Source organism: Agrobacterium sp. B1(2019) (assembly GCF_008274755.1).
Classification (GTDB): Bacteria; Pseudomonadota; Alphaproteobacteria; order Rhizobiales; family Rhizobiaceae; genus Agrobacterium; species Agrobacterium salinitolerans.
In genome coordinates this window covers 2134625-2152471 of record NZ_VTPB01000001.1, presented here as the reverse complement: position 1 = coordinate 2152471, position 17847 = coordinate 2134625, and the positions used below count along the sequence as shown (strand labels likewise).

Here is a 17847-nt window from a genome sequence, read left to right as displayed (position 1 = left end):
GGTGAAGGGGCGCAGGCTTGCTGATCGAGCCCGCCTTCATCTTCGCACAAGTTTGAACACCTAACGTCGGGTCAATATGGGGCGGATTGCATGGCGTGATCTGGCCGGGAAACGTGGAAGAGACGGGCAGGGTAGCAAGGATGACGGTGGTGCCGCCAAACGGCTTAGAGCATTTCCAGGAAAAGTGGGTTCCGGTTTTCCGTCCGGAAATGCGACAGAACGCGTCAGATCGCAGGCAGCGAAACATGTACCACCCCTTTGGCCTGTTTTGCCGGGGGCGGGCATGAGCGCGTCCATTGCACGATATCTCAAGGATTTTGGTGACACCCAGCCTGCCGGGATGGCCTTTGGCGATCCATTGGCGGATGGCGACGCCACATCAGCTTTTCCCGATCTCGCAACGGGTTTCGATGACTTCGAAACCGTCGATGTTGAAAGTGAGAAACAGGCGGCTTACGCCCGCGGTCGCGAAGACGCCACCCGCGAGATCACTGAAAAGATGCAGGCGGAGCGGGAAGAGCTGATCGCTGCCCATGCGGCCGAGCTGGAAACCCTGTGTTCGGGCCATCTTGAAGAAATCGCAGCTTCCCTGTCCCGGGGTCTGCGCGAGGGCATCGACGCGATTGCGGCCAATCTCAGCGAGCAGACCGCCAATATCCTTGCTCCGGTCCTGACGGAAAAGCTGTCGCTCAAGGCGGTCTCCGCGCTGGCGGATGTGGTGCGTAGCGCCATGCCGGATGGCGAAGGGGTCACGCTTGTCGTGAAAGGCCCGAAAGATTTGTTCGAGCGACTGAAGACGCAGCCGGGCTTTGAAGAAGAAACGATGAAATTTACCGAGACCACCGATATCGATCTTTCCGTCGAGTTGGGTGAAAGCGTGTTCGTGACGCGCATGTCCGCCTGGGCCTCCAGTCTTCGCAAGGTGATGAAATGAGTGAAGGCGAGAACCACCACCACGGCAAGAACGAGATCATCATCGTCAAGCGCCACAAGGGCGGGCATGACGGCGCCCATGGCGGTGCGTGGAAAATCGCCTATGCTGACTTCATGACGGCGATGATGGCGTTCTTCCTCGTCATGTGGCTGGTCAATGCCGCCAACGAGGAGACCAAGGCCTCGGTCGCCAGCTATTTCAATCCGATCAAGCTGTCCGATGAGAAACCGTCCTCCAAGGGGTTGGAAAAGCCTGTCGACAAGGAAGAGGGCGTCCAGAAGAAGGATCAGTCCAACATCCAGGCGGAAAAAGTCACCAAGGGCTCCGCCGCGGCGACGGGCGAAGATCTGACCTCCCAGACCGGTGAACAGTCGAATTTCTCCGAAGCGGACTTTTTCGAAAATCCTTACTCCGTGCTCGCCGAAATTGCCCAGCAGGTGGGGCAGCAGGCTAATGTCAGCGCCAAGGGCGAGGGCGGCGCTGCTGATTCCGGCCCGGCGACGGGCGCTAGCGGCGGTGAAGCCTATCGCGATCCCTTCGATCCCGATTTCTGGACCCAGCAGGTGAAAATCACTCGCGCCGATCAACCCCAAAAACCGGTTGAACAGCAGCAGCTCGCCGAAAACAAGCAAGAGGATGCGGCCGAAAACGCTCAGGCGGTCGCACTCAAGGCGTCCGAGACACCGGCCGACAAGGCGGAAGACGGCAAGCCGACCGAAGTCGCCGCCGTCGTGCCGCAGCAGCGTCCGGACGCCGCCGAGCAGGCAGCGCTTTCTCAGCCAAGGCCGGAGCAGCAGCAAAAGGCCAGCGACACCGAGTGGGAACAGGCCGACGCGCTGCGCGAGGAAATCGAGAAGCAGATCTCAGGCATTACCGGCAAGCTTTCCGAAGGTCTGGTGGTGACGCCGGCCGAAGGTGGATTGCTGCTTACCATTTCCGACCAGACGGAGACACCGATGTTCAACATCGGATCGGCCGTTCCCCGGCGTGAAATGGTTCTGGCCATGGAAAAAATCGGCAAACTGCTTCAGGAGCGCGGCGGCAGCGTGGTGATCCGCGGCCATACCGACGGGAGGCAGTTCAAGGGCGAGGCCAATGACAACTGGCGGCTCTCCATGGATCGCGCTCACAGCGCCTATTACATGTTGGTGCGCGGCGGCCTGTCAGAAGAGCGGGTAAAGCAGGTCTCGGGTTTTGCGGACCGAAGATTGCAAGTGCCGGCAGACCCTATGGCGGACGCCAACCGCCGCATCGAAATTCTGCTTGAGGCCGATCGGGGGTGAAAGTGACGAAAACCTCGAAACGCTGGCTTCTTCTTGCAGCGACGCTTTGCGGTCTCGGCTCCGAGCCGGGCAGGGCGTTGTCGCAGTCGCAAGACAATCTTATGCCCTATTCCATGCTGCGCTCCCTGCAATTCGTACAGGATTCGGTCGCCATGGGCGACCATTCCGCCTCGGAAATGCAGCGATTTCTACTCCAGACCATCGATGAACGGCTGAAGAGCGCGCCTTCGGCGATCTTTAAGGATCCGCGCAATGTCGATGCGGCGCTCATCTATGCGATGAGCGGCGGCAATCCGTCCACGCTGGAATTTCTGGTCGCGCGCGATGTGGATGGCAATTTCGACAGCCGCGTCGCCGATGTCCTGCGCAAATACCTCTCCGGCAAGGGAACCCTTGTCGCGCAGAGCATTGCGGCCATGGTGCCGGAATATCGCGGCAAGCGGATTGGCGCCTATCTGGCGCTGATCAGCGGGAATGTGACAATCCCGCGCGATCCGTTGGCTGCGCTCGGCTTTTACGACATCGCCCGGCTCGAAGCGCCGGGCACCATAGTTGAGGAGGCCGCATTGCGCCGCTCGCTCGCCATTGCGGTCGAGGACGGCGATGCGGCGCGCGGCGTCGATTATGCGCAGCGTTATGCGCGGCGGTTCCTGCATTCGCCCTATGCCAGCCAGTTCGCAGACCTTCTGGTTTCGCTGGTGGTCAAGCGCGCCGATTCCATCGGCCATGAGGCGATACAGGAAACCTTCGCCATGATGGATACGGAAAGGCAGAAGGAAGCCTATCTGCGGCTTTCGCGGCTGGCGGCGATCAGCGGCAAGGATTCGCTGGCGCGCATGGCGGCGTTGAAGGCGAAGGCGCTGTCTCCGGCACTGCCGGGTGAGCCGGAAGTGCAGGCAAATCTCTATGAAAGCCTTTCCAATATCGGCACGCCCGATGTGGTGAGCGCGATCGAGACAATCGGGCAAATTCCCGAAGCGCAGCTTTCGGATCGGGACAAGGCCTTGCGGGAGGCGGCAAGGACGATTGCCGACCAGGTGGTTCGTCCTCCCTCCCCGCAGGCCGGTGTTGAGGCCGAGACTGCGACCGCGAAGGAGACCGGACGGAATCCGCCCGAAAACGAGGCGAGCGCTGCCGATGCAAAAAGCATATGGCGGGTCGAAACCCAGAAGGTTGACGATGAGGGCGATAATGTGCGGCAGCTCGTGACGAGTGGCCGCAGCAAGCTCGATGAAATCGACAGCCTGTTGAAGAAAGGCGAGGGGGCACCATGATCGACGCAACCATCAACACGATAGTGAATGCGCCGCCATCCGATCCGCGCGCCGGCGGCGCCAGTGTCAGGGACGACGCCAAGGGCGGCAGTTTCGGTGATGCCCTTTCCACGGTCCGGGACGAGCGGCCGCCGCAGGCGCTGCATTCGCGGCGTCAGCAGGACGAAAATCCGGCTGAAGGACAGCAATCGCAGCCTGATGGCGAGGCGGAAAAGATGGATGTCCCGGTCAAGCGGCCCCCAACATTTCTCAATGCGATGGTCAAGCAGCATGCCGACGAAGGTCGTGCTCAGGACGCTGTGGCCGAGTTTCAAAACGCTGTGAAAACGGTCCGCGCGACGCCGGAAAACGGCAAGACGGGTAAGAAGCTCAAAGACAACGTCGACAGGGGCGCCGAAGCGGCGGACGATACGATCGATCCGAAGTTGACGGAACTGCAGTTGGCGACGGCCGCTGCCGCCGATATGGCGACCGCCAAGACGCCGCTTGAGGAAATTGCCCAGGCGATTGCCGGTAAGGCCGACACGGTTAAGTCAGACCGGGGTGAACCCGTCCGGAGCAAGGGCGAGCACTTGATCAAGGACATGCCGACAGGGATTGCACCCGCCGGTAACGAGGCGGGTTCGGGTTCGGAAAACGAGGGCGACGCCGCGGCATTCCGTTTTTCCTCGCCGCGTTCGGGCGCGGCCCGGGCTTTGGATATGAGCACGGTTCAGCGTGACGGCCGTGTCGAGTTCGATGCGCGGGAAAGCACCGGCAAGACGACCGACACCATAACGGTTCTCGATTCACGGCGGTTCATTGGCCTCGCGCCTTCGACCAACGCCTCGGCGCTGACCGGCCTGATCGTCAATGATCCGGAATGGGTGAGCGCCATGCAGCCCGGTTCGTCGCTGTCCAATGCGGCGGCCCAGAGCAGCACAGGCAAGGTCGTCCATACGCTGAAGCTGCACATGACGCCGATCGAGCTTGGGTCGGTGACGATGTCACTGCGTCTTGCCGGTGACGAGCTTTCCGTTCACATGACGGTGGAGAGTGTTGCGGCCTATAAAAAGCTGCAGGAAGACAGCAAGAGCATCCTCGACGGCCTCAAGGCGCAGGGGCTGACGGTCGACAACATCACCATCAGCATCGCTTCTTCCGACAAGAGTGACCAATCGGGCACACAAGGCAACAATCAGCAAAATCAGCAGGCGCAGCAGCAGGGCCAGCAAGCCGCCGCCGGGCGCAACCGTGACGAGTCCGGGGGGCGCGGCGACCGGCAAGGCAATGGCAATAATTTGGGGGTGCATAATGAAGGCATGGATGGCGCTCTTGGGTCTGGCCGCACTTCTGCTGACAATGGCGTCTACCTCTGACAACGCGTCCGCTTCGGCCACATCAGGTGTCTGTGAAAGAGAGATTCAGTCGGCGGCACGCAAATATGGCGTGCCGGAGGGAATTCTCTATTCGGTGGGGCTGACGGAAACCGGCCGCAAGGGACGGCTCGACCCCAACGCCATGAATATTGAGGGAAAACCGGTGTTTGCCGCCTCCACGGAGGAGGCTTTGACCACTTTCGAGGCGGCGAAGCGCAACGGCGCAAAGCTTATCGACCTCGGATGCATGCAGATCAATCATTATTTCCATGGCGAAAACTTCACATCCGCGCGGGAAATGTTCGATCCGCGTCGCAATGTGGAATATGCCGCCATGTTCCTGCGCAACCTTCACAACAGGCATGAAACCTGGACCATGGCGGTTGCCCGTTATCATGCCGGCCCGAACAACGACCCGGCACAGAAGAAATATGTCTGCCGTGTCATCGCCAATCTGGTGGCGACAGGCTACGGGAAATGGACCCCCAATGCGAAAAGTTTCTGCGACGGATAACAACCTGAAATTGCTTTCAGACGCTGCGGGACTCGTATTTCGAAATGTGGCGATAGATTGATCGAAAAAAGGCACTTCAAGTGGTTTTTTCGGAATTTTGAAATTTCTACACAAAAATTTTGTGCCATATATGGTTAATACCCACTATATATAGATCAAATCGGCACAAAATGGTTAATCAATTATTAATATCTATCGATGATTTTCTACAGTTGTTCGTGAATCCCCCGATTCGTACCAATGCCACATTGGAAAACACCACACTGATTCGGAGGCGGACGAATGATCGTAGTGGTTGATGAGCGCGAGCTCGTTAAAGACGGCTATACATCTCTATTTGGGCGTGAGGGCATTCCCTCGACCGGGTTCGATCCGGTCGAATTCGGGGAATGGGTCTCGACGGCGGCGGAAAGCGATCTTGCGGCTGTTGAAGCCTTCCTGATCGGCCAGGGCGACCGGAGCTTTTCTTTGCCGAAGGCGATCAGGGATCGCACGACGGCCCCGGTGATCGCGGTCAGCGACCAGCCCTCGCTGGAATCGACGCTGGCGCTTTTCGACAGCGGCGTTGATGACGTCGTGCGCAAGCCGGTGCACCCCCGTGAGATCCTTGCTCGTGCAGCGGCGATCCGTCGCCGATTGCAGGTCATCTCGAATTTCACCGATGCGGGACCGATCCGGGTTTTCTCTGATGGCCGCGACCCGGAGGTGGGTGGTGAAGTGTTCCCCTTGCCGCGCCGTGAGCGCCGCATCCTCGAATACTTGATTGCCAATCGCGGACGCCGCGTTTCCAAGACGCAGATTTTCAATGCCATCTACGGCATCTTCGATGACGACGTCGAAGAGAACGTCGTCGAAAGCCATATCAGCAAGCTGCGCAAGAAGCTGCGCAAGAAGCTTGGCTACGATCCGGTCGATTCCAAGCGGTTCCTCGGCTACAGCATCGACTGGCAGTGATTTTCATTGACCCGCGTGGTCTTTTTCAAACGCGGTATTTCCGACAGCTTCACGCAAGCCAAACGCTTTACCTTCTCCCTGAAAGATGACCACGAGGGTTTTTGAATGAGTATTTTCGGCACTATGCGAACCGGTGTGTCCGGCATGAATGCGCAGGCGAACAAGCTGGGCACCGTGGGCGACAACATCGCCAACGCAAGCACCACCGGCTACAAGCGCGCTTCGACGTCGTTCTCCTCGCTCGTTCTGCCCTCCTCGTCGGGCAGCTATGCGTCCGGCGGCGTACAGTCCAACGTTCGCTACAGCATTTCGGAGCAGGGCAACCTCTCCTACACCACCTCGAGCACGGACCTTGCCGTTCAGGGCAACGGTTTCTTTGTGGTCCAGGACGGTGCGGGCACGCCCTACCTCACGCGTGCCGGTTCTTTCGTGAAGAACTCGGAAGGCTATCTGGAAAACGCGGCTGGTTTTCAGCTGATGGGTTATCCTTACGGCTCCAACCCGCCGGCGGCTGTCGTCAACGGTTTCACGGGTCTTGAGGCCATCAACGTCAATAATTTCGGCCTGACGGCATCGCCCTCCACGCAGGGCAGTTTCCCGGCCAATCTTAACCGTGACGATACGGCTGCAACGGCACCGCTTCCGAGCGGCAACTTGGCGACTGCGGCATTCGGCAACAAGACTTCGTTGACGGCATTCGATAGCGGCGGTGCGAAGGTACTTTACGATTTCTATTACACGAAGACCGCAGACAATACCTGGGAAGTTGCGGTTTATCGTCAGGATCAGTCGACGAATGGCGGTTTCCCCTACACGGCAACGGCACCTGCGACGCTTGTCCAGGAAACGGTGACCCTCACTTTCGATCCCGCCACCAACAAGCTCACGACCACGTCGCCCACGTCAATCACGATTAATGACAGCAACAGCGGTGTGGCGCAGGCGATCAACATTGATCTGTCTGAAATGACGCAATTCTCGACCAAGTTTACGCCTGGCACCGCAATTCTGGACGGCAACGGCCCAAGCCAGATCAAGGATGTGGAAATCGGCAAGGATGGCGTGGTAACGGCGGTCTATCAGGATGGTGGTCGGCGCAACATTTACCAGCTGGCGCTGGCCACGGTACCGAGCGTCGACAATCTCAGCCCGCAGAACGGCAACGTCTATCTGCCGAGCAACGAGTCAGGTGTCGTCACCATCGGCTTCCCGCAATCGGGCAGCTTCGGTTACATCCAGAAGGGTGCGCTGGAAGGCTCGAACGTCGATATCGCCAGCGAACTCACCGACATGATTGAATCCCAGCGTATCTACACAGCGAATTCGAAAGTCTTCCAGACTGGATCGGATTTGATGGACGTCCTGATCAATCTGAAGAGATAATACTTCTCACGAGGACAGATGAATGTCGCTCACGTCAGCAATGAATACTGCGCAATCGATTTTCAATAACACAGGTAAGCAGACCGACGTTACTTCGAAAAACATTGCCAATGTTGGTAATGCGAACTACGTCAAGCGAACCGCCATTCTTGGCACGACCATGGCCGGAGCGAGTATCGTCTCCAATGGCCGTGCCCAGAATGAAAGTCTTTTCAGGCAGACGATTTCCAGTTCTTCTCTCGCTTCCGGGCAGAAAACCGTTTTGACCGGTCTTGAGGAGATGAAAAGCATTTTCGGCGGGAATGACTACGAAAGCTCTCCTTCAACCTATATGAAGGCGCTGCTCAAGAGCCTTGAGGGTTATGCCGCCAAGCCGAGCGATTCCGCTTTGGCGGCGACGGTGGTGACTTCCGCCACTGACGTCGCCAGTTCCCTGAACAAGGCTTCGGCCGAATTGCAGGCGATACGCCTGCGCGCCGACAAGGAAATCACCCTTCAGGTCGACAAGCTGAATGGTCTGCTTGCGAAATTCGAGGAAGCCAATAACGAGGTCAAGGCGCAGACGTCGCTTGGCGGCGATCCGAGCGACGCTCTCGATCAGCGCGAGGCGCTTCTGAAGGACATCTCGTCCATTATCGGCGTCAATGCCGTTACGCGTCCAAACAACGATGTCGCACTTTATACGACGGATGGCGCGACGCTGTTCGAGATCGTACCGCGCAAGGTGACCTTCAGCGCGCAGCCCGGCTACGATGCGACGACCACGGGCAACGCAATCTATGTCGATGGCGTAGCGCTGAAGGCCGGCAGCGGCAACAACACGACGGCGGAGGGTTCGCTTCAGGGCCTGATGCAGGTTCGTGACGATCTGGCGCCGACGATGCAGAGCCAGCTCGATGAAATCGCCCGAGGGCTCATCACCATGTTTGCGGAAAAGCCGGCGGATCCAACCGCAGGTTTGCCGAATATGCCGGGTCTGTTCATCTACGGCTCACCCCCGGTGACGACCATTCCGGCGGATGGGATTGTCTCTCCGGGGCTCGCCGCCAGCATTACTGTCAACCCGGCGTTAATTATTTCTAAAGGTGGCAATCCGGAATTGTTGCGCGACGGCGGCATCAACGGTACCGATTACGTCATCAATAGTACAACTTCGGGCGGAACCGGTTTTTCCGCACTGATCGACAGCTATGTCACTGCTTTCGACGCGCCCATGAATTTTGCCGCGTCGACACGTATCGATACGAACACCAGCATCCTGAAATATGGCACCAACTCAATGGGTTGGCTCGAACAGGAACGGTCCGGCGCGACTTCGGCGAACGAAGCGAAAAGCGCACTTTATGAGCGCTCATCCGCTTCCTATTCGAACAATACGGCGGTCAGCCTGGATGAGGAGCTCTCGCTGCTCATGGATATCGAACAATCTTACAAGGCGGCCACGAAGCTGGTGACGACAGTGGATGAGATGCTCAAGTCGCTGATGGACATGGTGAGGTAAACGATGAAAACATCCTTCATTTCATCGCTGGCGATGCAGAACAGCATGCGCAGCACCATCCTCAAGGCTCAACTTGAGATGACCAATCTCAATACTGAGCTGACGACGGGTAAACATGCGGATCTCGGCGTGACGCTGGGCGCCAACACGGCGCGCAGCCTCGATCTCAACCGCGATGTCGACCGTCTCCAGTCGAACATCACCATCAATGCCTTCGCGACCCAGCGTCTGGAATCCTCCCAGGCTGCCCTCAAGTCGATGGCGACGGCGGCCAACAAGATCCAGAGCGTCGTGCTGACGACAAACGGAGCGGAGGCGCCGACCACGGCAGTCGTGCTTCAGACGATTACCGACGCCTACAAGACCTTTACGGGTTTTGCCAATACGGCTGTCGGTGGTGAGTACCTGTTTTCAGGCATCAATACCGATGTGCAGCCGGTCGATGACTATTTTGCAGAAGGATCGACACTGAAGGCGGCCTATGATGTCGAGCTGAACAGCTTCCTCGCGACTGCGGGTGTGTCCAAGCCATCGGACCTCACCAAGGACCAGGTCAGCGCGTTCATGACTCATATCGAAGGAGTGTTCAACGGCACCACCACGGTGACAAACCCGCCGCATACCGGTCTCGACGGCACGCAGAATTACGATTTCTGGACGACCTTCGGCTCCAAGGCGAGCGACACCAATATGACGAGCCGCATCAGCCAGAATGAGGTGGTGGAAAGCTCGACGAACAGCAATTCCCAGGGGATGCGCTATTTCGCGATGACGTCCGTAACGGCCATGACCTTTCTCGATGACAGCGTGAGCAGCGAGATTCGCGCCATGGTGGCGTCTCAGGCCGGTACGAACATCGGCAAAGCCATAGACGGCCTGAACCAGCAGGCGAGCAGCCTTGGTCTTTCACAGGAGCGCGTTACGAAAGCCAACGATTCGCTTTCAGCCCAGAAAAAGATCATCGAAACGCATCTCTTGGATATCGAGGGGATCGATACCTACGAGGCGAAGACACGCCTCGACCTGCTGCAGCAGCAGATTGAAATCGCATACAGCCTCACGTCGCGTCTGCAAAAAATGAGTCTGGTCAACTACCTCTGATGATCAGGGGTGGCGGCAGATAAAGGATACATGAATGTACCAGTTTTCCTACGCCGAAATCATGGAGGATGGTGTCGCCAACGCGAAAGATCGCGAGCGGCAGGCGTTGACCAAATCGATCGAACTTCTGGTGGAGGCAAGGGACTCCTCCTCGCAGCGGCCGACGATTGAGGCACTTTTTTACACTCGCCGTGTCTGGATCCGCTTCATTGAGGATCTCAAACAGCCGGACAACCAGCTTGCCATCGAGCTCAGAGCCAATCTGATCTCCATCGCGATCTGGATTTTGAAAGAGTGCGAACTGATCCGGAAACGTCAGTCGACGAATTTCCAGGGCATAATTGACGTGACAACCATCATCAGGGATGGACTGAAATGAAAAGTACACTTCGGATTTCGCTGAAATCGGGCGAAAAGATCTTCATCAACGGCGCAGTTCTGCGTGTGGATCGCAAGGTAGCGCTCGAATTCCTGAACGATGTCACGTTCCTGCTTGAAAACCACGTTCTGCAGCCCGATCAGGCGACGACGCCGCTCAGACAGCTTTATTTCATCGCGCAGATGATCCTCATCAACCCGGAAGGGCGCGAGCAGTCCACCAACATGTTCCGCAAGTCGGTGAGCATGCTCTTGAACTGCTTCCAGCATGACGAGGTTCTGGCGGAACTGAAGCGGATCGACGGGCTTGTCGCATCCGGCAAGGCTTTCGAAGCGCTGAAAGCCATTCGCGGTCTATACCCGATCGAGGAGAAAATCCTCAACAATCAGGAAATGACCCCCGCAACGATCGAACAGATTCGCAAGGAGATCGCACCATGGCGGTAGATGCAGTCACTTCGGCAGCGTCAAATCCCTGGGCTAATGCCGGGGCGAGCGGCTCCGACAGCAGCGCGGCGTCGCTGAACTATGACAGCTTCCTGAAGCTCCTCATCGCGCAGATGAAGAACCAGGATCCGACCAGCCCGATGGATGCCGGCGAGCAGATGTCGCAGCTCGCAAGTTTCTCTCAGGTCGAGCAGACGATCAAGACCAACACCCATCTGAAGAGCATGCTGCAGGCGGAAGCCCTGACGCGCGCCTCCGATCTGGTTGGCAAGACGGTCAAGAGCGCCGACGACACCGTCACCGGCGTGGTGAAGGAAGTCGAGGTCTATTCGGACGGCGTTGTCGCCATCACCGAAGCTGGTGACAAGGTGCTGCTGCAGGCCGGCGTGACCTTCTCCAACGGCCCGATTACGAGTACATCTGATGGCGGAACCGATTCGGATAGCCCGCCCGGTTCCTGACATTGAAGAGGCGGCATGATGCCGCCTTTATGAAACAAGGATGCGACGATGAACGAGGCAGATGCGCTTGATATCATGCAGGCGGCTGTCTGGACTGTTCTCGTCGCGGCAGGTCCGGCTGTTCTCGCCGCCATGATCGTCGGCGTCGTCATCGCCTTCATTCAGGCCCTGACCCAGGTTCAGGAAATGACGCTGACCTTCGTTCCCAAAATCGTAACGATCATGATCGTTCTTGGCGTCGCCGCCCCCTTTGTGGGCGCGCAGATATCGCTCTTTTCCAATCTCGTTTTTTCCCGCATCCAGTCCGGCTTCTGACCTCCGTTCGATCCCGATGCCACCCTCGCGCAAGCTTCAGCGGCTAGGGATAGGCGCGAAGCATCGGCCCGGATTGTGTGCGCTTTTCGAAAACCGGTGCTTCGGAACCGTGCGGCGGCTTTTCCGTCGCCCTTCTCATGAAGAGACAGGACGAAATCATGGCGCAACCACCAGTCATTTCCTTACCGAAGGTCAGTCCGAGCACGCGTGATATCGGCTTCGCCCTCGGCATTGTGGCGATCCTCTGCGTCCTCTTCCTGCCCATTCCGGTCATGCTGGTCGATATTGGCCTGGCCTTTTCGATCGCGCTCTCGGTCCTTATCCTCATGGTGGCGCTCTGGATCCAGCGGCCCCTGGACTTCTCGTCTTTCCCGACCGTGCTGCTGATAGCGACCATGATTCGCCTGTCGCTGAACATCGCGACAACGCGCGTCATTCTCTCGCACGGCAGCGAGGGGCCGACGGCGGCCGGTGGCGTCATTGCGGGTTTCTCCAGTCTCGTCATGTCCGGCGATTTCGTGATCGGTCTGATCGTCTTCCTGATCCTGATCACGGTCAACTTCATCGTCATTACCAAGGGTGCGACGCGTATCGCGGAAGTCGGCGCGCGCTTCACCCTCGATGCCATCCCCGGCAAGCAGATGTCGATCGACGCCGATCTCTCCGCCGGCATCATCGATGAAAAGGAAGCCCAGCGCCGCCGCCGCGAACTGGAAGAGGAAAGCTCCTTCTTCGGCTCGATGGACGGCGCCTCCAAGTTCGTTCGTGGCGACGCCATCGCCGGCCTCATCGTCACCGCGATCAATATCTTCGGCGGTATCATCATTGGTTATTTCCGCCACGGCATGCCCATCGGTGAAGCGGCCGACGTCTTCGTCAAACTTTCGGTCGGCGACGGTATTGTCTCGCAGATCCCGGCCCTGATCGTATCGCTCGCCGCCGGCCTTCTGGTCTCTCGCGGCGGTACCGCCGGCTCGACGGACCAGGCCGTTGTCAACCAGCTGAGCGGCTATCCGCGTGCGTTGATGGTTTCAGCCATGCTGATGGGCCTGCTCGCCATCATTCCAGGCCTGCCGTTCCTGCCCTTCATCTTCCTCGGCGGCATCATGGCTTTTGGCAGCTGGTATATTCCACGCCAGGCCGAAGCCGAAAGCGCCCTTCGTCGGCAGGAAGAGGAGAACAAGGTTCTCCAGAACACCGAGGCGGAGAAGGATTCCGTCAAGCAGGTACTCAAGACCGCCGAAATCGAGCTCGCACTTGGCAAGCAGGTTTCCACCCGCCTTCTTGGCGCGCATCAGGAGCTGGCTTTCCGTGTCGGCAAGATGCGCAAGAAATTCGCGAGCCAGTATGGTTTCGTCGTGCCGGAGATCAAGGTCTCCGACGACATCATGATCCAGGAAAAAGCTTACCAGATCCGCGTCCACGGCACGACCATCGCATCCAGCAGCCTGCGCGTCGGCGATGTCCTCGTGGTGACTGGGGCAGGGCGCAAGCCGAGCATTCCCGGCGACGAAATCCGCGAACCCGCTTTCGGCATGCCTGCGGTCTCGATCCTCGAAACCTTCACCGAAGATCTCAAGCGCGAAGGCTTCCATCCGATCGATAACGTCTCCGTGGTGCTGACGCATCTGAGCGAGGTCATCCGCAACAACCTGCCGCAGCTTCTGTCTTACAAGGATGTCAAAATCCTCATCGACAGGCTCGATCCCGAATACAAAAAGCTTGCCGACGAGATTTGCTCGTCGCACATGTCCTATTCCGGCCTGCAGGCGGTTCTGAAGCTGCTGCTCGCCGAACGCGTGTCGATCCGCAACCTGCATCTCATTCTCGAAGCGGTTGCAGAACTCGCGCCGCATGTGCGCAAGACGGAACAGATCGTCGAACATGTTCGGGTGCGCATGTCGCAGCAGCTCTGCGGCGATCTGGCCGACAATGGCGTGCTGCGCGTCCTGCGCCTCGGCAACAAATGGGACATGGTCTTCCATCAGGCGCTCAAGCGCGACCAGAAGGGCGAAATCGTCGAATTCGACATCGATCCCCGCCATCTCGAGGAGTTTTCAGAGCAGGCGTCGAAAGTTATCCGTGAATTCATGGATCGCGGCCTGCCCTTTGTCCTTGTAACCTCGCCGGAAACGCGGTCCTATGTGCGCATGATTATCGAGCGACTCTTTGCGACCCTGCCGGTTCTTTCGCATGTGGAACTGGCCAAGGGTCTTGAGATCAAGATTCTGGGCGCCATTTCATGATAACCGACCCGCAGGGGACAATCATTGCATTGTTCCTTGCCATCTGCCGTATCGGCGCATGCTTCATGACCATGCCGGGTTTTTCAAGCTCGCGCATTTCGCCGCAGATACGCATGCTGCTCTGCGTGGCCGTGTCGATGGCGCTTCTGCCGGTGCTATGGGACACGATCTATCCGAAAGTTTCCGGCGCAAGCCAGGGCACGGTTGTCGGCCTCATCTTCACCGAGGTCGTCATCGGTTCGATGTATGGCCTGATCGCGCGGTTCTACACGCTCGGCTTCCAGTTCACAGGCGCGGTCATCGGCGCTTCCATTGGCCTCAGTGCGCCGGGTGGCGCCGATGTCATTGAAGACGTGCAGGAAAACCAGATATCCAATTTCATCACTTTCGGCGGCCTGCTGGTTCTGTTCATATTCGATTTCCACCATATCGTCCTCAAGGCGCTGGTGGATTCTTATACCGCCACACCGGTCGGCGCGCTGATCAGCGGCCAGAAAATGCTGATTACGCTGACCGACACGCTCAGGGCTTCCTTTTCCATCATGCTGCGGCTTGCCAGCCCCTTCGTGATCTATGGCTTGATGTTTAACGTCGCGGTCGGCCTCATCAACAAGCTCGCGCCGCAGATACCGGTCTTCTTTATATCGACGCCCTTCGTTCTCGCGGGGGGTATTTTCATGCTCTACCTGTCGGTCGCAGCCCTTATCCGTCAGTTCGTGGATGGTTTCGGCCCCGTCTTTATCGGCTTTTGATCGGGAGAAGACATTATGGCTTCGGACAAACGCTCGGAAAAACTCAAACGTCTGGTAACGGTTCAGCGGCACATGGAAAAAATGGCTGAGGTGGAACTGGCCGACACCACCCGCGCCCGTACCGAAGTGGCGCAATCCATGGAGAGCGTGCTGGAGGCCATGAGCTCCATGGAGCCGGTGCATCAGACATTCTCCCGGCACTATTCGGATCGCTACGGCCGTCTCGTCGTCCAGGACCGCCAGCTTGAGGGCGTTCAGCAATTTCAGGAAAACAAAGTTCTGAAGGAAAAGACCAAGGCAGACCGGCTGGAGGACAGGATGCACCTGGCGCGCGATCTCGAGCAGCGCGAGGCCGACGATAATGCAATCTATGATTTGTTAGAAATTACGAATGTTTCCCACACACCAGCCTCCAGCAAGGTTGGCGATCCATAATCTGTCCCATTGTTGCATCGCGGGCGTCCTTGAGGACGTTTCCGGCGATGTTTCTTGATTGAGCGAATGCGCCGGCTTTTGCGCCGAGCATTCGTCAGCTCGGGAGATCTGGACGTGGCGATATCGGTGATAAGTGATCTGGTGATGGATGTGGTTCGCGCTGCGGACCCTCAGGAAGTTCAGGTCGCGCAGGAAAAACTCAAGGCGAACAAGGCGGCTTTTGCCGCAACCAGCCTTGCCGATGCCGGCAAGGGTTTCGGTGCCGCGGTCGATATGCTGGATGGCGCTTCCTCGAAGGCTGGCCTCGGCGACACCAATATTCGCGCGGCCCGCACCGAAATCCCGGAAACCTACCGCAAATATGAAGCCTCGGTACTCCAGACCTTCGTGGCCAACATGCTGCCGAAAGACAGCGAGGAAGTTTACGGCAAGGGCAATGCCGGCGAGATCTGGAAAAGCATGATGGCCGAACAGTTTGCTGACACGATCTCCAGAAATGGCGGTGTCGGCATTGCGGAGCAGGCTTACAAGGATGCGTTGCGGAAAGCCGAAAGCAAAGGCATTACCGACGTATCGATGAATGAAAAAGACCATAATGCTGCAATTCGGATGGTGGCGGAGTTCGAGCGGCAGGTCCTCGGCGTTTCCAATGATAAAACGGACGAGGCTTGAGAATGAAAACCCCTAACGAGGAGACAAGCATGGACCTTATGTCGAACGACCACCGTATCCAATCCGTTCTCGGCCGCCTTGAGATGATCATCGACAATGAGAACGACAATATCGGTAAAGACCCCAAGTTCGACTTCAAGGTATCCAACGCCCACAAGAGCCGTTGCCTCTATGAGCTGACGATGCTGTTTCGCGACACACCGCGCGAGGAAATCGCCGCCGGTTACATGGAACAGGTCACGGGCATCAAGTCCAAGCTCGCCACCAATGCCAGCCGTGTCGAGGCGCATCTGAACGCGGTTCGCGCCGTTGCGGATTTGCTCAAGAACGCGATCCAGGAAGCCGATACGGACGGCACCTATTCGCAGGAACAGTTCATGTACGGCGCAGCCTCCTGATGTTGAAGCTTCTTCTCACCGGCGTCTGGGTTTGCGCCGTCACGCTCGGCGCGGTGTATTTCTCCGTCCAGTTGGCGACGGCGCCCGCGCCGGATGAGGCGGGGGCCAAAAAGGCCAATCTGCAATTGGTCAAGGGCGAAAGCATCACGATCCCCGTCATCAATGACGGCGGGGTGAACGGCTATTTCCTTAGCCGTATTTCGCTGCGCGTCGACAAGACCAAGATGGCGAAGATCGAGTTGCCGGCAACGCAGTTGATGACGGACGAACTGTTCACGCTGCTTGCGGGTTCTTCCATGGTCAATATCGCCAATATTTCCACCTTCGACCCCGAAGCCTTCAAACAGCGCATCCGCGAGGGGCTGAACAAAAGGCTCGATGACGAGGTGGTCGAGGATGTGCTGATCGAACAGCTGGATTATCTGTCGAAATCCGATATCCGCGAGCAGGACGGCAATGGCACGCCCCGCTCGGTCAAGCTCGTCGAGGGCGAAAAGACCGAGGCCGGAAAAGAAGCGACGCCAAGCCACTGACGACCGAGGGGAGGGGCGTCGGCCGGATAGGGGATACGGGGCGTCTTTCTGGTTAATTGTCTCTTGCCGCATCCCCAGGCATTCGAGAGATTGCTTTCAGGCTAAATTCAACCAGCACCTGTATAACAAACCCATGAACCACCATCCCGCAGACCATGCGTCGGGTCGGTGGCGACGGCTTTGGCATTTGGGGGTTGGCAATGAGTTTTGCGTCAGGTCTCGCGCGGTCGGGACCGCAACGGAATATCCACGGACTGCGCGTCTGTGATCTCGATTGGAATGGGGCGCTGGAATTGATCAGCGGCAGGGCGTCTGCCTGTGAAGGGCATACGATGCTGTCCTTTCTCACCATCGAAAAGGTGAAGCTTTCGCTCAAGGACAACGCCTACCGGCAGGTTCTTGAGAGCTGTCTGCTCTTGCCGCAGGGAAAGACAATGAGGACCGCTGTGCGCAACGAGAATGGCGAGCCTTTGTCTGCACCCATCGACGGCGTCGCCTTCACCATGGCGCTTCTGACCTATATGGCCGTGCCGAAGCGTATCGGTGTGGCGGGAGATGATTCGGCGCAGATCGGCGAGGTTCTCGCCAGGTTGCGGGCGCATGCGCCCTGGCATGATTTCGTCATGCTGAACCGCGACGCATCGGGTGTTAAGGTGGATGTTCTGCTCGCGGGAATGTTGAAGGAAAACCAGGAAACGTGGCTGCACCGCACCGTCAGCAGCGAGAATGCGCGGGTCACCATTGCGGTTGGGCAACTGTTCAAGGTCCTGTCTTCGGAAGTGGCCGGCATGCCGGAAATTTTCCGCAAGCTTCACATGAGCTGGCTTTACAGCCTCTGTGCCGAACCCTGGCACATTGCGCTCGGCAAGAGCTGAGGCTGCTTTTGAAAGTGTCACGTTAACCATTTG

The 17847-nt window shown here is 58.0% G+C and carries 20 protein-coding genes; all 20 read left to right on the top strand.

Annotated features, from left to right (window positions below; all coding sequences use genetic code 11):
* The first annotated feature begins 283 nt into the window (after nucleotides 1-283).
* The 20 genes from AGR1_RS10760 to AGR1_RS10665 all read left to right on the top strand — a co-directional run bounded on the left by AGR1_RS10760 (nucleotide 284) and on the right by AGR1_RS10665 (nucleotide 17814).
* Complete coding sequence (locus tag AGR1_RS10760) at nucleotides 284-934, top strand: hypothetical protein (protein WP_149146902.1); 651 nt, start codon at nucleotides 284-286, stop codon at nucleotides 932-934.
* Entirely contained in the window at nucleotides 931-2217 is a 1287-nt protein-coding gene (locus tag AGR1_RS10755) for a MotB family protein (RefSeq protein WP_149146901.1), read from the top strand. The genes AGR1_RS10760 and AGR1_RS10755 overlap by 4 nt, the downstream gene beginning before the upstream one ends.
* Nucleotides 2214-3491, top strand: coding sequence for a chemotaxis protein MotC (gene motC / locus AGR1_RS10750; RefSeq protein WP_080791365.1), 1278 nt, complete (start codon nucleotides 2214-2216; stop codon nucleotides 3489-3491). The genes AGR1_RS10755 and motC overlap by 4 nt, the downstream gene beginning before the upstream one ends.
* Nucleotides 3488-4849 carry a flagellar hook-length control protein FliK gene (locus AGR1_RS10745; RefSeq protein WP_149146900.1) on the top strand — a complete coding sequence of 454 codons (1362 nt, stop codon included), beginning with the start codon at nucleotides 3488-3490 and terminating at the stop codon, nucleotides 4847-4849. Before motC ends, AGR1_RS10745 begins: the two co-directional genes overlap by 4 nt.
* Entirely contained in the window at nucleotides 4797-5363 is a 567-nt protein-coding gene (locus AGR1_RS10740; RefSeq protein WP_162927431.1) for a lytic transglycosylase domain-containing protein, read from the top strand. The genes AGR1_RS10745 and AGR1_RS10740 overlap by 53 nt, the downstream gene beginning before the upstream one ends.
* 282 nt (nucleotides 5364-5645) lie before the next feature.
* Entirely contained in the window at nucleotides 5646-6317 is a 672-nt protein-coding gene (locus tag AGR1_RS10735) for a response regulator transcription factor (protein WP_046800597.1), read from the top strand.
* A gap of 105 nt (nucleotides 6318-6422) precedes the next feature.
* Nucleotides 6423-7700, top strand: coding sequence for a flagellar hook protein FlgE (locus AGR1_RS10730; RefSeq protein ID WP_149146899.1), 1278 nt, complete (start codon nucleotides 6423-6425; stop codon nucleotides 7698-7700).
* 22 nt (nucleotides 7701-7722) lie between these two features.
* A complete protein-coding gene (gene flgK, locus AGR1_RS10725; RefSeq protein ID WP_149146898.1) occupies nucleotides 7723-9201 on the top strand; it encodes a flagellar hook-associated protein FlgK in 1479 nt (492 codons plus the stop codon).
* Between the two features lie 3 nt (nucleotides 9202-9204).
* Entirely contained in the window at nucleotides 9205-10302 is a 1098-nt protein-coding gene (locus AGR1_RS10720; protein ID WP_149146897.1) for a flagellar hook-associated family protein, read from the top strand.
* Nucleotides 10303-10336: 34 nt separating this feature from the next.
* Complete coding sequence (gene flaF, locus AGR1_RS10715; protein ID WP_063949721.1) at nucleotides 10337-10681, top strand: flagellar biosynthesis regulator FlaF; 345 nt, start codon at nucleotides 10337-10339, stop codon at nucleotides 10679-10681.
* Nucleotides 10678-11127, top strand: coding sequence for a flagellar biosynthesis repressor FlbT (gene flbT, locus AGR1_RS10710; protein WP_004432543.1), 450 nt, complete (start codon nucleotides 10678-10680; stop codon nucleotides 11125-11127). The genes flaF and flbT overlap by 4 nt, the downstream gene beginning before the upstream one ends.
* Nucleotides 11118-11588, top strand: a complete 471-nt coding sequence (gene flgD / locus AGR1_RS10705) for a flagellar hook assembly protein FlgD (RefSeq protein WP_080791361.1) — start codon at nucleotides 11118-11120, stop codon at nucleotides 11586-11588. The genes flbT and flgD overlap by 10 nt, the downstream gene beginning before the upstream one ends.
* A 48-nt stretch (nucleotides 11589-11636) precedes the next feature.
* A complete protein-coding gene (gene fliQ, locus AGR1_RS10700) occupies nucleotides 11637-11903 on the top strand; it encodes a flagellar biosynthesis protein FliQ (RefSeq protein WP_077983392.1) in 267 nt (88 codons plus the stop codon).
* Between the two features lie 158 nt (nucleotides 11904-12061).
* The gene (gene flhA, locus AGR1_RS10695; protein ID WP_149146896.1) at nucleotides 12062-14149 is read left to right on the top strand and encodes a flagellar biosynthesis protein FlhA; all 2088 of its coding nucleotides are present in this window, start codon (nucleotides 12062-12064) and stop codon (nucleotides 14147-14149) included.
* Complete coding sequence (gene fliR / locus AGR1_RS10690; protein WP_077983391.1) at nucleotides 14146-14901, top strand: flagellar biosynthetic protein FliR; 756 nt, start codon at nucleotides 14146-14148, stop codon at nucleotides 14899-14901. The genes flhA and fliR overlap by 4 nt, the downstream gene beginning before the upstream one ends.
* Before the next feature lie 15 nt (nucleotides 14902-14916).
* Entirely contained in the window at nucleotides 14917-15336 is a 420-nt protein-coding gene (locus AGR1_RS10685; RefSeq protein WP_149146895.1) for a hypothetical protein, read from the top strand.
* 114 nt (nucleotides 15337-15450) lie between these two features.
* On the top strand, nucleotides 15451-16008 hold the full coding sequence (locus AGR1_RS10680) for a rod-binding protein (protein WP_162927430.1): 558 nt from the start codon (nucleotides 15451-15453) through the stop codon (nucleotides 16006-16008).
* A 29-nt stretch (nucleotides 16009-16037) separates the two neighbouring features.
* Nucleotides 16038-16406 carry a hypothetical protein gene (locus AGR1_RS10675; RefSeq protein WP_080791358.1) on the top strand — a complete coding sequence of 123 codons (369 nt, stop codon included), beginning with the start codon at nucleotides 16038-16040 and terminating at the stop codon, nucleotides 16404-16406.
* On the top strand, nucleotides 16406-16939 hold the full coding sequence (locus AGR1_RS10670) for a flagellar basal body-associated FliL family protein (RefSeq protein WP_149146894.1): 534 nt from the start codon (nucleotides 16406-16408) through the stop codon (nucleotides 16937-16939). Before AGR1_RS10675 ends, AGR1_RS10670 begins: the two co-directional genes overlap by 1 nt.
* A 200-nt stretch (nucleotides 16940-17139) precedes the next feature.
* Nucleotides 17140-17814, top strand: coding sequence for a WecB/TagA/CpsF family glycosyltransferase (locus AGR1_RS10665; protein ID WP_080791356.1), 675 nt, complete (start codon nucleotides 17140-17142; stop codon nucleotides 17812-17814).
* The last annotated feature ends 33 nt before the right edge of the window (nucleotides 17815-17847 follow it).